The organism is Bifidobacterium sp. LH_389 (assembly GCF_056357235.1).
In genome coordinates this window covers 203,579-217,863 of record NZ_JBKEVR010000005.1, presented here as the reverse complement: position 1 = coordinate 217,863, position 14,285 = coordinate 203,579, and the positions used below count along the sequence as shown (strand labels likewise).

Annotated in this window: 9 protein-coding genes; 6 read left to right on the top strand and 3 right to left on the bottom strand. The window is 65.1% G+C overall.

Annotated features, from left to right (window positions below; all coding sequences use genetic code 11):
• Window positions 1–189: 189 nt before the first annotated feature.
• On the top strand, window positions 190–1,437 hold the full coding sequence (locus AC1AZA_RS07415; RefSeq protein WP_476514017.1) for a nucleoside hydrolase: 1,248 nt from the start codon (window positions 190–192) through the stop codon (window positions 1,435–1,437).
• Between the two features lie 93 nt (window positions 1,438–1,530).
• A complete protein-coding gene (locus AC1AZA_RS07410; protein WP_476514016.1) occupies window positions 1,531–3,129 on the top strand; it encodes a sensor histidine kinase in 1,599 nt (532 codons plus the stop codon).
• Between the two features lie 148 nt (window positions 3,130–3,277).
• Here the strand turns inward: AC1AZA_RS07410 and AC1AZA_RS07405 are convergent, their stop codons facing one another.
• Window positions 3,278–4,009, bottom strand: coding sequence for a LuxR C-terminal-related transcriptional regulator (locus AC1AZA_RS07405; protein WP_476514015.1), 732 nt, complete (start codon window positions 4,007–4,009; stop codon window positions 3,278–3,280).
• A 194-nt stretch (window positions 4,010–4,203) separates the two neighbouring features.
• On the opposite strand from AC1AZA_RS07405, the gene AC1AZA_RS07400 reads away from it, so the two are divergent.
• The 3 genes from AC1AZA_RS07400 to clpB all read left to right on the top strand — a co-directional run bounded on the left by AC1AZA_RS07400 (window position 4,204) and on the right by clpB (window position 8,588).
• Entirely contained in the window at window positions 4,204–4,863 is a 660-nt protein-coding gene (locus tag AC1AZA_RS07400; RefSeq protein ID WP_476514014.1) for a hypothetical protein, read from the top strand.
• 16 nt (window positions 4,864–4,879) lie between these two features.
• Entirely contained in the window at window positions 4,880–5,563 is a 684-nt protein-coding gene (locus AC1AZA_RS07395; RefSeq protein ID WP_476514013.1) for a hypothetical protein, read from the top strand.
• A 307-nt stretch (window positions 5,564–5,870) separates the two neighbouring features.
• Window positions 5,871–8,588 (top strand): ATP-dependent chaperone ClpB, encoded by a 2,718-nt coding sequence (clpB, locus tag AC1AZA_RS07390; RefSeq protein WP_476514012.1) that lies wholly within the window; start codon window positions 5,871–5,873, stop codon window positions 8,586–8,588.
• A 201-nt stretch (window positions 8,589–8,789) separates the two neighbouring features.
• Here clpB and AC1AZA_RS07385 read toward each other — a convergent pair whose 3' ends face one another.
• Window positions 8,790–11,399, bottom strand: coding sequence for an HAD-IC family P-type ATPase (locus tag AC1AZA_RS07385; protein ID WP_476514011.1), 2,610 nt, complete (start codon window positions 11,397–11,399; stop codon window positions 8,790–8,792).
• Between the two features lie 217 nt (window positions 11,400–11,616).
• On the opposite strand from AC1AZA_RS07385, the gene AC1AZA_RS07380 reads away from it, so the two are divergent.
• Window positions 11,617–12,972, top strand: a complete 1,356-nt coding sequence (locus tag AC1AZA_RS07380) for a DNA recombination protein RmuC (protein ID WP_476514010.1) — start codon at window positions 11,617–11,619, stop codon at window positions 12,970–12,972.
• Between the two features lie 302 nt (window positions 12,973–13,274).
• Here AC1AZA_RS07380 and AC1AZA_RS07375 read toward each other — a convergent pair whose 3' ends face one another.
• Window positions 13,275–14,216: a helix-turn-helix domain-containing protein gene (locus AC1AZA_RS07375; protein ID WP_476514009.1), complete on the bottom strand. Its 942-nt coding sequence runs from the start codon at window positions 14,214–14,216 to the stop codon at window positions 13,275–13,277.
• Between the last annotated feature and the right edge of the window lie 69 nt (window positions 14,217–14,285).

Sequence of the window (14,285 nt, the reverse complement as noted above, 5' to 3'; positions counted from 1 at the left end):
TCCTGGGCTGGGAAACGCCCAACGAGGTTTGGTACCGCGAGCTCGGCAAGGTACTGTCAAGGACAAGCCACCCGAAGACGGGCGTTGCACTTACAAATTGAATCCGGGGCCGGGGCCATGCCGGTGCTCGGATTGTATGCTGGAACCGCTGCGCCGGTGATTTGCCGGCCGATCACGAAAGGATCTGCAATGACCGCAAAGCGTCGAATCGTGTTGGACGTGGACACCGGCATCGACGATACCCTGGCTCTGTGCTATTTGCTCGACGCGGTGCGCACCGGGGAATGCGAGCTTGCGGGCGTGGTGGGAACATACGGCAATGTGCTCGCATCCACTGCGGTGCGCAACAGTCGCGCGGTGCTGAATGCGTTCTCCCGGGCGGTGCCCGAAGTCTCCGAGATGCCGGTGATGCGCGGATGCGTGTGCCCGCTGTGGGCGGACGGCTTCGCGGTGGATGAAGGATGCGCGCGCTTCCATGGGGCGAACGGGCTGGGCAACGTGACCCCAGCGAAGTATGCGGGTGCGCCTGCGGATGTGGCCGCGGAGTCGGGCGGTTCCGCCGTGACGGCCGGCGCCGCTGACTCGATCGGCGTTGCGGCCGCGGACGCCGAAGCGACGACGGTCGTCGAGCATATGGCCGCAATGGGCGGGCGCCCGGCCGTGCTGTCGCTCGGCGGCGAGCGGCATGACATTGCCGGGAATGACGGCGAATGGCCGTTTGCGCGTCGCCCGTCCGAGTGGTGCGACGGTGAAGGCGGAAGCGGCAGCGGGGGTGAGCTGCCGGAGGGCGTGCGATTCCTCATCGACGAGGTGCGCACACACGGGCGGGGCGTGACCGTGCTCGCCACCGGTCCGCTCACCGACGTGGCCGCGGCCATTCAGGCTGCGCCGGACATCGTGCCGAACCTGCGGCTCGTGATCATGGGCGGTGCGCTCACGCAGGAGGGCAACTGCTACGACCTCATCTGCGAAACCAACATCTTCCAGGATCCCGAAGCTGCGAACCTTGTGTTCCGCACCGCTCCGGACGTGACCATGGTCGGCCTCGACGTGACCCACCAGTGTCTCATGACCCGTTCGGACGCGGCCGCATGGCGGGCGACCGGCACGCCCGCCGGCGCGTTTCTGGCGGACATGGTGGGCTTCTACATCAACGCAAACGAGGCTTCCGACCCGATCTTTCTGGCCGGCAGCCCGCTGCATGACCCGCTCGCCGCCGCCGTGGCGCTCGACCCGAGCCTGGTGACGTGCTTCGACGTCAACATGACGGTCGAAACCGCCACCGGCAACGGGCATGGCTTCCGTGGCCGCACGATCGGCGACCCGACGCGTCTGCGCAGGGTTCCCAAGACCGCCCACGTGGCTCTGGGCGTGGACGCCGAACGGTTCGTCGCGCAATTCCGCAACCGGCTGACGGCCCTGTGCTCGCACGCCTGACCGTTCGGACGACAGGCAACCGGCATGTTGGGCGCATCCCGGCCGTACCTTGAAAAGGGTCATTGGAGTGTTCAGCGACGAATCGGGGTGCCTATGACGATGCTGAAGGCCGCACGCGGCATGAGGGGGAGCTGGCCGTGGTCGCGCATGGATGCGGTGAACGCCGTCGCCGCGGCGATCTGCTTGGCGGCGGCACTGAACGAATGGATCCGCGTTGACGGGCTGATGACGTGGCCGGACGTGGCGGTGTCCGTCGTGTACGTGGCGGCTCTGCTGGCGTTGCCGCTCCTGCCGGTGCCGGCGAGCGTAACGATCGTGCTGGTGACTCTCTCCGAGGTGATGATGCCGCAGGATTCGTGGGCGGTGCCGAGCATCTGGGGCCTGTGGTACGCGATGATCGTGCTGGCGATGCATGGGCTGCTGTGGCCGGCCTTGGCTTCGATCGCGGTGCTGTCGTGCCTGTCGTGGATGAAAGGCGACCGGCTGACGATCGCCATGTTTCACCCGTCGATGATGCTCATGCTCCCGTTTCTTATCGTTGCCTGCATGCTGGGGCTGGGCATGCGCATGTGGCGGCTGGAGACGCGGCGGCGGGAGCGGGCCGAGGCGCGGCGGATGCTGCTGGAACGGGAGAATGCGCAGTACCGGGAGCGGCTGGACTTGCTGCATGAGCTGCATGGTTCGGTGGCGGGGTCGTTGGCCTACGCGGTGCTGGTGTGCCGGCAGATGCGGGAGGAATGCGATGTTCCGGCGGGTGCGGATACGCCGGATTCCGCTGCGGCGGACCCCGGTGTGCATGCGGAGGATGCGCGGTTCGCGGCGCTGCGCGAGGAGTCGTGGCAGGCCGAGCAGGCGGTTACGCGGGTGTTGGAGTCGTTGCGCCGGGAGGTGATCGAGCCGACGAAGCGGTTGGTGGCGCAGCGGCCGGCGGGCGGCTCGGCTTGTGTTGCTGCGGGTGGCGAGACTGGCGGTGCCGTGACCGCGGCGGGCGGGCCGGCGGCCGGTTCGGCTGACGGCTTGGCGGATGACCTGACGGATGGCGCGGCGGCCAAGTCGGCGGGCGGTGCGGCTTGTGTTGCGGCGGATGGCGAGGCTGGCGGTGCCGTGGCCACGGTGGGTGGCGCGGCGGACGACTCGGCGCATGGCTTGACGGCTGGCGTCGCGGATGGCATGGCGGGCAACGCTGCGGTCGCGGCGGATGCGCAGGATGGCCCGTCCTTGTCCGGCCGCGAGGTTTCCGCAGACCATACCGCTGCCGTGGAACGTCATGTGCGCGAGGCGTCCGATCGCTTGCGCGCTCTGGGCTTCCGCTGCGAGACGCTGGTGCGCGGCGACCTGTCCGGGCTGGACGGCCGCGGAACCGAGATGGTTGCGCGCATCGTGGATGAGGCGGGCAACAACATCGCCAAGTACGGCCTGCCGGGATGCTGCGCGATCGCCGTGACGGCGGATGGGCCTGCGAGACGGGTGCGCGTATGGTCGTCGAACGATTGCGCAGGTGACGGCGGCATGCATGCGTGCAGCGATGTACGCGGCGATTCAGGTCCCTCCGCTTTGAGCGGCGGCACGGGGCTCGACCTGCTGCGCCGAAGTCTCGCCACGGTGGGCGGTAGCCTGACGACCGCATGCGAGGACGGCGTGTGGACCGTTGCGGCAACGGTGCCCATGGCCGGCTCCCCGGTCCCGGCGTGACGGCCGGTCAACGAGTCGGCCCGACCCGCATGCCGCATCCGGTCCGGTCGGTTTCCCGTTTCCCGTGAACGGAACCGGGCGCAACCGCGCTGCGATGCTCTTGGCTCGGCGCCGGCTCCATGGCTTGGCGTCGGTCCGTGGCTCGGCGTCAGATGAGACCGCGCCTGAGGCATGCGATGACCGCTTCCGTGCGCGAATGCGTGCCGAGCTTTTCGAAGGCTCGGCGGGCGTAGGTCTTCACGGTGGTCACGCCCACGTGCATGCGGTGGGCTATGGCCTCGTTGGTCATGCCGTCCGCGTACCGGCGCATCACTTCCAGCTCCTGTTCGCTGAGCGGTCTGGCCGCGCCGGCGCCCGCAAGCCACGCGAGCATGGCCGCATTGCCGGAGAGCCGGGCCAGTTCGGCAAGCAGGTCCTGCGTGGGCATGATCTTGTCCAGCACGGCGGCGAACGGTGACCGGGCCGCGTCGGCGCTCGCCGGAGTTGCGGCGTCTGCCGGGCCGGTCGCGGCGCCGTCATCTCCGCCGGCCGTCAGATCGGCGGCAAAGGCGGTGATACCCACAACAACGATCCTCGGAAACGCTGCGTGCAGTCGGCGGGCCAGTTCGTGGCCGTCCATGCCGGGCATCTGGATGTCGGTGAGCACCAGATCCGGGCGGTCGGCGGCATTCGCGCACCGGTCGAGTGCGTCCGCGGCGTCGGATGCGGTCCACAGGAGCATGATCGGGGCGCCGAACGCGCCGAGGTTGCGTTCCAGCATGTGCAGGGCCATCGGGTCGTTGTCCACCACGCCCAGCCGCAGCGGTGCACCCTGTTGGGGCTCCCGGCCCGTCTGCGGCGTCGCTTTCTCCTGCGGTTGCCGCCCAAACCGTTGTGCCATGCCGTCCCCCTCCTCCGCGCAGCACCTGCATAGTGCGCCTGACTGCCAGTATAAAACGCTTCAGATACCGGGCCGTACCCGCCGGAATCCGTCCGTTCGGACGACATGCAGCCGGTTTCGCGGCAGGCGTTGGCTGATACGCTGAAATTACTTGGCGGAGGCGATGGAGATCCGCCGGATGGAGGGCCGTGATCATGAGGAAAGCACTTGTGGTACTGGACACGTTGGCAGTGCTGGCGATGCTGGCATCGCTGGCGGCATGCGGTTCACCTACGAATGAATCGGTTCCGGAGCCGATTGTGATGCAGGACGTTACGTATACGCGCGACGTGGATATTCGCCGGTGGCGCGCCGAAACGGAACGCACGTTGAAGACGGCGCCGAGCGGAGAGTTTGCTCGGCGGATCGTTGCCGATGATGTGCTCACTGCGGACGAGATGAATGAGTTCCACCGGCGGGTCAAGCAGTGCTTTGCCGAGCGCGGGTACGAGTATACGGTCGACGCCGAGTTGCGAGGCGGCATGGTGGAACGAATCGACGGCAGGAGTGTTGCCGTGGACAGGGTCGGCTTGGAGGAAACCAATGCGGTGTGCGATGGGGATAGCGGATACTCCGGTATTTGGGCCGAGTACAAGATGGCCATGGCCAATCCCGATCATGTGGATCTGGCGCCGTACGTGGTGCAGTGCCTAGTCGATCACGGACTGGTGGGGCCGCAGTACACCGTCGCCGACTACCAGCGTGACTCGAAGAACCGCACGGGTCCGTACAAGGTGCAGGATGAGGATCCGGAGGGTACGCAGGGGCGGCAGGTGACGGAATGCGGTCGCGATCCGCTCGGCAAGCTGCAGTGACGGGAGGCGTGTGATCATGAGGAAAGCGCTTGCAATGCTGGGCACGTGGACAGTGCTGGCATCGCTGGCGGCGTGCGGGGCCGCTGGCGGAACGTCGGGGTCGGGGGCGAATGCGGGCGGCGGCGATTCGCCGGCTGTGGTGAGTTCGTTGCCTCCGGACGTGCGGTATGGACAGGATGCGGACGTCCGCAACTATCGGAGCGATCTGGACGCGCTCGCCAAACGTTCCGGCAACGATTTCCTGTCCTCGATCATCGCGGACAACACCGTTACGGCCGACGAGATGAACGAGGCGAAGCGCCGCATGCAGCAGTGCTATGCGGATGCCGGGTACCGGGCCGTGCAGACCGATGAGAGCGGCGGCGTGGCCCTCGCCAGACTGGACGGCGGCAACATGGAGGCCGACATGCAGGCCACGAACGATGCGCAGCGGCGTTGCGAGACGGATTCCGGCTATTCGCAGCTCGTGACGCTGTACTTCAACGCCGTACGCAATCCGGAGCACGTGGATCTGGCGCCCTACGTGGTGCAGTGCTTCATTGACCACCAGCTGGTGGATGCGCAATACACCGTCGCCGATTACCAGCGTGACTCGCAGAACCGTACGGGTCCGTACAAGGTGCAGGACGAGGATCCGGAGAGTGCGCAGGGGCGGCAGGTGACGCAGTGCGGTCGCGATCCGCTCGGCAAGTTGCAGTGATGGGCGGGGTTGCGCGACGGGCTGTGCGGCGGGCTGCGCTGCGGGTTGTGCGGCGGGTGCGCGGCGATCCGAGCGATGCGCCGGCGGTCCGTGTGCCGGCCTGGAGACCCGTGCGCTGGTTCGACGTCACTCGCACGGCCGTTTCTCAAACTTGAGTGTGTTGGACTCAAGTTTTGGGAATACAATGGGCGGCAGGTCGGTTGACCATATCAGACAACGACATTGCGTCGGAGCCGAACGGTATGGCCCGCAACTTACGCGGGCGGGCCTTCCGGTCGGTTCCGGCGTGCGAACGTAGGAGGACGATATGGAACAGAAGTTCACGACGATGGCGCAGGAAGCCATAGGGGACGCCATCCAGAGTGCCTCCGCCGCGGGCAACGCCCAGGTGGAGACGCTGCATCTTGTCGACGCGCTGCTGCGTCAAGAGCAGGGCGTGGTACGCGGTCTGATCCAGGCCGCCGGCGGCGATCCGCAACGCATCGGGGCCGCCGTGCGCAACGCGTTGGTCGGGCTGCCGAGCGCGTCCGGCTCCACCACCTCCCAGCCGCAGGCGAGCCGTCAGCTCACCGCCGCGCTGGCTCAGGCGGAGAAGGAAATGCAGGCGATGGGCGACGAATACGTGTCCACCGAGCACCTGCTCATCGGCATCGTGGCGTCGGCGCCCAACCAGAGCGCGGACATCTTCAAGCAGAACGGCGTGACCGCGGACGCGCTGCGCAAGGCCGTGCCGAACGTGCGCGGCGGAGCGAAGGTCACCAGCCCGGACGCCGAGGGCAGCTATAAGGCGCTGGAGAAGTACTCCACCGACCTGACCGCCCGCGCGAAGGAAGGCAAGCTGGACCCGGTGATCGGCCGCGATGCGGAGATCCGCCGCGTAATCCAGATCCTGTCCCGCCGCACCAAGAACAACCCGGTGCTGATCGGCGAGCCCGGCGTGGGCAAGACCGCCGTGGTGGAGGGTCTGGCCCAGCGCATGGTGGCCGGAGACGTGCCGACCACGCTGCAGGGCAAGCGGCTCATTTCGCTGGATCTGGGCTCCATGGTGGCCGGCTCCAAGTACCGTGGCGAGTTCGAGGAGCGTCTGAAGGCCGTACTCAACGAGATCAAGAGCGCGAACGGGCAGATCGTCACGTTCATCGACGAGATCCACACGATCGTGGGCGCGGGCGCCGCGGAAGGTTCCATGGACGCCGGCAACATGCTCAAGCCGATGCTGGCGCGCGGCGAGCTGCGCCTGATCGGCGCGACCACACTGGACGAGTACCGCGAGAACATCGAGAAGGATCCGGCGCTGGAGCGTCGTTTCCAGCAGGTGTTCGTGGGCGAGCCGAGCGTGGAGGACACGATCGCGATCCTGCGCGGCCTGAAGCAGCGTTACGAGGCGCACCACAAGGTGACGATCGGCGACGATGCGCTGGTGGCGGCCGCGACGCTGTCGAACCGGTACATTTCGGGCCGTCAGCTGCCGGACAAGGCCATCGATCTGGTGGACGAGGCGGCGGCGCACCTGCGCATGGAACTGGATTCGCAGCCCGAGGAGATCGATGAGCTGCAGCGCAAGGTGACGCGTCTCGAGATGGAGGAGATGCAGCTCAAGAAGGCCGAGGACCCTGCGTCCAAGGAGCGCTTGGGCAAGCTGCAGGCCGAACTGGCGGATACGCGCGAGAAGCTGGGCGGGCTCAAGGCCAAGTGGGATGCCGAGCAGGCTGGCCACAACAAGGTCGGCGATCTGCGTGCCAAGCTGGACGATCTGCGTGTGCAGGCGGACAAGGCCACCCGCGAGGGCGACCTCGCCAAGGCGTCGAAGATTCTGTACGGCGACATTCCGGCCATTCAGAAGGAGCTCGCCGCCGCAGAATCCGCGGATGCGGAGTCCGTGGAGGAAGGCGGCGCGAAGCCGGAGCCGATGGTTCCGGACCGCGTGGATGCCGATTCCGTGGCGGAGATCGTGTCCGATTGGACCGGCATTCCGGTCGGCCGCCTGATGCAGGGCGAGAACGAGAAGTTGCTGCACATGGAGGACTACCTCGGCAAGCGCGTGATCGGTCAGCAGGAAGCCGTCAAGGCGGTGAGCGATGCGGTGCGTCGTTCGCGTGCCGGCATCTCCGACCCGAACCGTCCGACCGGCTCGTTCCTGTTCCTCGGCCCCACGGGCGTGGGCAAGACGGAGCTGGCGAAGGCGCTCGCGGACTTCCTGTTCGACGACGAGAAGGCCATGGTGCGCATCGACATGTCCGAGTACATGGAGAAGGCTTCCGTGTCTCGTCTGATCGGTGCCGCGCCGGGCTACGTCGGCTACGAGCAGGGCGGTCAGCTGACCGAGGCCGTGCGTCGTCGTCCGTACTCGGTGGTGTTGTTCGACGAGGTGGAGAAGGCCAACCCGGAGATCTTCGACGTGTTGCTGCAGGTGCTGGACGACGGTCGCCTGACCGACGGCCAGGGCCGGACCGTGGACTTCAAGAACACGATCCTCATCATGACCTCCAACCTCGGCTCACAGTTCCTGGTGAACGAGGACATGGATGCGGACGCCAAGAAGAAGGCCGTGATGGACGCGGTGCACATGAACTTCAAGCCGGAGTTCCTGAACCGTCTGGACGACATCGTGATGTTCCACCCGCTCACCCGCGAGGAGCTGGGCAGCATCGTGGACATTCAGGTCAAGGGCGTGGCCGCTCGCCTGACCGAGCGTCGCATCAGCCTGGACGTCACCGATTCGGCCCGCGAGTGGCTGGCCAACACCGGCTACGACCCGGCCTACGGCGCCCGCCCGCTGCGCCGTTTGGTACAGACCGAGGTGGGCGACCAGCTGGCCCGTATGCTGCTGGCCGGCAAGGTCCACGACGGCGACACCGTGCTCGTCGACCAGACCGGCGGCGAGCATCTGGAGCTGTCCGCATGGGCGTCCGACAAGATCGTTCCGGATGATCCAGACGTCTCGGTCGACCATGTGGAGGCCGACGGCGATGCCGGTGCCGATACCGGCAAGGCCGATAGCGGCGATGTTGCTGCCGGCAAGTAAGCGCTGACTCGCGCGATGCGCACATGTGGGAACGCATGTGCGCATCGCGCGCAGTTTATTGTGCGGTGCGCAGCGCGTTGAGCGGTTTAGTGCGTTGAGTACGCATGTGCGCAGTTGAACATGTGCGGCGCGGTCCGGTTTGCCGGGCCGCGTTTTGTTGTCTTTGCGCTGCGTTGCTCTGACGCAGAGTGCTTGGCTCGCTTAGCTCAGGAAGATCTGCGGGGCCTTGTCGAAGTTGGCGGCGCAGTGCTCACCGCAGAAGTAGTAGGTCTTGCCGTCGTGCTCGCGGGTGATGGCGTCGGCGTTGACGGCGACGGTCATGCCGCAGACGGGATCGGTTGCGGTCTCGCCGTGGACGGGCTGGTCCATATGCATGTGATGCATGGTCATGGTGTTCTCCTTGGTTGTTGCATTGCTGACAGTGGTTGCATCGGCGCTGCCGTTGCCGGCATTGTCAAGTTGAGTCAGTTCGGTGCGCTCGTCGACGATGACTTGCACGGCTTGATGCTTGCCGTCTGGCTCGACGGAGTTGCGGGTGCTGTCATTGCCGTTTGAATCGTCATGGCCGCCGGGTGCCGAGACGGTGACGGCGTCCTCGCGGATACTTGCAAGGTGCAGGCGGTTGGCGTTGAGGATTAGGCAGACGGAGCTCAGCGACATGGCGAGTCCGGCGATCATGGGGCTGAGCAGCCATCCCGTGAACGGGTACAGTACGCCTGCGGCGAGCGGAATGCCGATGACGTTGTATCCGAAGGCCCACGCCAGATTCTCCCTGATGTTGGTCATGGTGGCGTTGGACAGGTTGATGGTGCGCAGCACGCCGCGCAGATCTCCGCTCATGAGCGTTACGTCTGCGGACTGCATGGCTACGTCGGTGCCGGTGCCGATGGCGAAGCCGATGTCTGCCTTGGCGAGGGCCGGGGCATCGTTGATGCCGTCTCCCACCATGGCGATGAGTTCATCTCCGTGTCCCTGCTGGTCGCGTTCGGCCTGCAGCTTGGCGATCCAATAGGCCTTGCCGTCCGGCCGGACTTGTGCGATCACCGTATCGATGCCCACCTGCTCGGCAATGCCCTTGGCCACGCTCGCCTTGTCTCCGCTGAGCATGACCGTGCGGATTCCCGCCTTGCGCAAAGCTGCAATGGCTTCCTTGGAGCCGTCCTTGACGGTGTCGTTGGCATAGGAGGCCTTGTCCAGTGAGGATCCTGCATCGGTGATGCCCCTGGTAATGGTCCCCGTTTTGTCGAAGACGACCGTGCGAATACGACGGGCCTGTTCCAATGCCTGGGCGGAGGTGACCAGTACGCCGTTGGTTGCCCCCAGTCCGGTGGCGACGGTGACGGAAAGCGGCGTGGCCAGTCCCAGTGCGCACGGGCATGCAATGATGAGGACGCTTACTGCTGCAATGAGTGCGTGGGCCAGCTTGGGCTGAGGACCGATGACGAGCCAGATGGCAAACGTCCATGTGGCGATGATCATGACGACCGGCACGAAGATGCGGGCGATCCGGTCCGCCAGTCGCTGCACGGGGGCTTTGGTAGCCTGTGCGCGGGAAACCAGCGTGATGATCTGCGACAGTACGGTGTCGCCGCCGGTCTGAGTGACGCGCATGACGAATGCGCCGCGCAACGCCATGGTGGCACCGGTAACGGCGTCGCCCGAATGCTTGTCGATCGGTCTGGACTCGCCGGTGATCATCGATTCATCCACATGGGCCGAGCCGTCCACGATCACACCGTCGGTGGGAATGCGCTCGCCGGGGTGAATGACCAGCAGATCGCCGACTGCAACCTGCGCAATGGCGACGTCCGTGCCGGTGTCCATCATCTTCCAGTAGTCTTCGCCGGCGTCGAGGTCGGCTTGGCTGATGCGGCGAGCCGAACGTGGCGCGAGCTTGATGAGTGCTTGCACGGCCTTGCCGGTACCTTCGCGTGCCTTGGCCTCCAGCAGTCGGCCCAGCAGCACCAGCGTGATGACGACGCCGACCGATTCAAAGTACGGCTCCTGCGACCCTTCCGGCATCAGGCTTGATGCCACGCAGACGATCATGCTGTAGATATAGGCGGCTCCGGTGCCCAGTGCGACCAGGGAATTCATGTCGGGACTGCGATGGCGCAGGGCCGACCATCCGACGCGATGGATGGGGGCGCCGCAATAGAACATGACCGGCGTGATCAGAATCGCCTGCAGCCAGGGGGTGGTGAGCCAGCCGGGCAACATGTCGCCGTGCATGGAGAGCATGGCGATCGTAAAGACCGGTACGGTAAGGACTGCCGCGATGGCGGTCAGCTTGGTGGTCTCGCGGATCTCCGTGCGGCGTTCCTCGGCGTCCATCCGCTCGTTGTCCAGCGCATTTGAGACTGCGGCGGAGGTGCGTTCATCATTGCCGGAACCATTCGCTTTGCCATGCGTGAGCGTGATGTTGCTTTCTCCGATGACCTTGAGCAGGCCGTGCACCATGTTCATCCCGCATGCGAACGGATATTCCCCCGCTGGCAAGGCCGGCAGCTCCACGGAAGTCTTGGCGTTGCCTGGCAGTGCGGCATCCAACCCCAGATCAGCAAAGACCACGTGTGAGGTACATTCGCCTGTTTCCCTGCGGTCGAACACCAGTGTGCTCGGCAGTCCCGCCTTCAGCTCGATGACGTCCGGCGAATACCCGCCGTGCACCGTGATGGTGGCGGTTTGTGAGTCGGCGGCCACCGTACTTGAGGTGGCTTTGCGCTCTGCGAAGAAGAAACGGATGATCGCCCATGTAAGCAATCCGGCCACGATAATGGCTATGGCCAGCCTGAACAGATCGAAGCCCATCGTTCGTTCCTCCTTGCGCTTTTCGGTACGCGGTCAACTTTACGCGGGCCGCGTCCTCTGCCCTAGGGGTTGGTCTTCGGTTTCCCCGAGGGCTTGATATAGAACATACGTTCGACTCTGGACGATGGGCGTGTCTCCTTGTGGCAGTAGGGATTCAAGGATCTTGATCGATGTTCTCCTTGGGCTGAAGTCTTCGCAAAATGCTTTCATAGAACACATGTTCGATATTTCGGTTTTGGCGACTTTGGTCGCGGTGTTGATCGTCGGGGCCCTGTTGGGGTTCCTCGCGGGCTACCTGCTCGGCAAGGGCAGGGGAGCCGAGTCCGTGCGCGTGCAATCCGCGCGCGAATTGGAGGACGGACATTCCCGTCTCGAGTCCATGCGCTCTGATCTGGAACGTGCCAATGCGCAGGCGGTCGCCGCGCGCACGCAGGCGGAGGGCTTGGAGCGCCAGCTTGGCTATGTGCAGTCGCAGCTGGCTCAGGCGCAGCAGGCGGAGCAGATTCGTCTCCAGCGTGAGCGTGAGCGGGCGCAGGAGCAGGCGGAGCAGCGCGAAAAGGAGCGGGAGGCCGCGCTCAGGGAGCAGGGCAAGGTGCTCAGCGCGTTGGCGCCCGTCCAGAAGAATCTGGATGCGCTCCAGCTCAAGGTGACGCAGATCGAGGAGGGGCGCAAGCATGAGATGGGTGCGCTCAGCGAGCAGCTCAAGGGGCTCGGGGAGCAGCAGTCCCGTCTGGACCGGGAAACCAGTTCCCTGTCCGCGGCCCTGCGCAACAACAAGGTGCGTGGCGCTTGGGGCGAGGCACAGCTGAAGAACATCGTGGAATCGGCGGGGCTGCTGGACCACGTCGATTTTGACACTCAGGTGGTGGTGACCGACGCCGAGGGGAGGATCCAGCGTCCGGACATGGTGGTGCACCTTCCCGGCGGCAAGACCATCCCCATCGATGCCAAGGTACCGTATGCCAGCTACCAGCGTGCGTGCGAGATACCGGACACGGCGTCGCCCGAGGAACTGGATCGCAAGGCGGATCTGCTGCGCGCCCATGCCCATGACCTTCGGGAGCACGTCAGGGCTTTGTCGGACAAGGCATACTGGAACGCGTTTCCGGTGGCACCGGATTTCGTGGTGGCCTTCATCCCCAACGAAGCGTTGCTGCAGGCGGCGCTCGAATCCGACCCCACGCTCATGGACGATGCCTTCGCCCGAAAGGTGGCGCTTACCTCGCCGGTCACGCTGTGGGCGGTGCTAAAGTCCGTGGCCTACGCCTGGCAGCAGCAGAGCTTGACGGACGACGCCAAGGTACTGTTCGACCTATCCCGTGAACTGTACGAGCGGTTCGCGGTGCTGGGGGACAAGGCCACGAAGCTCGGCAACGCCATCACCAAGACGGTCGGGGCGTACAACCAGTTCGCGGCATCGCTCGAATCCCGCGTGTTGGTCTCCGCGCGCAAGCTGCAGAAGCTCGATCGGTCGCGCGTGATCGGCGACGTGACCCTCATAGACTCGGACAAGGGCAACATCCGCGAACTCAGCGCCCCGGAAGTGCAATCCGAAGCGGGTGCATCGGTGTGAGAGGCGTAGGGGGTGAAGCGGACGCAGGAGATGCTTGGAAACAGGTGAAGCACTGATGGAGCGGGGCAACGTATCTGCGGTGCGTTGACGTATCCCGGCGAAGTCCGTGCCTCTGCGCTTGGGCCTGCGTTGCGCGATGAGACGCATTGCGCCGGTGCGGAAGGTTGTCGTTGCTCACGAACGGGTTGCGGGGCATCAACCGGGACCTGTCGGATGGCTCGCGGGGTATCGGAACTCCGATGTCTCGCCGTGCGGGATGCAGGATCGTGCGTTCCGAGGCCTGCGGGCGGAGACATATGCGCTCAGATCGGTGGGCGGCTGCGATTGGCTGACCGATATGTGCGAGGTGACATGCCGAGAATGCGCTTGAAGGCGGCGGTCAGTACGCGCCGGTCGCTGAATCCACATTCCCGTGCGATGGCTGGTAGCGATTCGGTCGTATCGGTCAACAGCACCTGTGCCAGCCGGATGCGTTCGCGGGTGATGTATTCGTGCGGCGTCATGCCGACCTGCCGCTTGAAGAGACGGATGAAGTGATACTCGCTCATATGCGCATGCCTGGCAAGCTCGGCAACAGGCAGAGAGGAACTCAGATGCTTTTCGATGTGGTTGATCACCGTATCGATGTCGTGCGAACGAATGCGTGTGGTCGTCGAGCCATTGCCGCTGAGCAGACATGCGGTCAGCAGGTCCGTGATGATGCGCGACATCACCGGTTCGTTGACCGTTGTCTGCGTGTCGAAGATATGCATGAGTTCCATGAGCGGGGAGACGACCGAAGCCGGGTCGGTCGGCGTGAACACGTTCGACAGCGCTCGGATCATGAGATCGCAGTATCGACCTGCCACCGGACCGTCGAAATTCAGCCATATAGTTTGTGTATCCTCTTCGGCGGAGTATTGGAAGCCTCTCGAGCAGTCAATGATGGCCGCCTGATGGTGCCGGATATGGCGTGTTGTTCCGTCGGCCGTCAGACGCAATGCTCCCTCGAGCACCACAATGAGGAAGAACGCGTCCCATGGCAGCGGGCGGCGTAGGAACCCCGGCCGATAATGCGACACCCCCACGCGCAACGGGCACAGGAACGTTTCGCGGGCCAACGGACTGGGGGCATAGATGTAATAGCGCGAATCGCCGGAAACCTTGCCCGGCCATGCCCGCGTGACCTTATGCGGGCTGCCGGCAATGGCTCCATCCTCGGCAATCCCGGTTACGGTCGCCTTCTTCGGCACATCAAGGCTCATGGTGACGGACTATAGCAGGAAACATTGCCATTCACGCAATTCGTCTGTCTCTAAGGCGCGGAAACTCCT

Coding starts and splice junctions, on each gene's coding strand:
- AC1AZA_RS07415 (WP_476514017.1), top strand. CDS start 190: ATGACCGCAAAGCGTCGAATCGTGTTGGACGTGGACACCGGCATCGAC.
- AC1AZA_RS07410 (WP_476514016.1), top strand. CDS start 1,531: ATGACGATGCTGAAGGCCGCACGCGGCATGAGGGGGAGCTGGCCGTGG.
- AC1AZA_RS07405 (WP_476514015.1), bottom strand. CDS start 4,009: ATGGCACAACGGTTTGGGCGGCAACCGCAGGAGAAAGCGACGCCGCAG.
- AC1AZA_RS07400 (WP_476514014.1), top strand. CDS start 4,204: ATGAGGAAAGCACTTGTGGTACTGGACACGTTGGCAGTGCTGGCGATG.
- AC1AZA_RS07395 (WP_476514013.1), top strand. CDS start 4,880: ATGAGGAAAGCGCTTGCAATGCTGGGCACGTGGACAGTGCTGGCATCG.
- clpB (WP_476514012.1), top strand. CDS start 5,871: ATGGAACAGAAGTTCACGACGATGGCGCAGGAAGCCATAGGGGACGCC.
- AC1AZA_RS07385 (WP_476514011.1), bottom strand. CDS start 11,399: ATGGGCTTCGATCTGTTCAGGCTGGCCATAGCCATTATCGTGGCCGGA.
- AC1AZA_RS07380 (WP_476514010.1), top strand. CDS start 11,617: ATGTTCGATATTTCGGTTTTGGCGACTTTGGTCGCGGTGTTGATCGTC.
- AC1AZA_RS07375 (WP_476514009.1), bottom strand. CDS start 14,216: ATGAGCCTTGATGTGCCGAAGAAGGCGACCGTAACCGGGATTGCCGAG.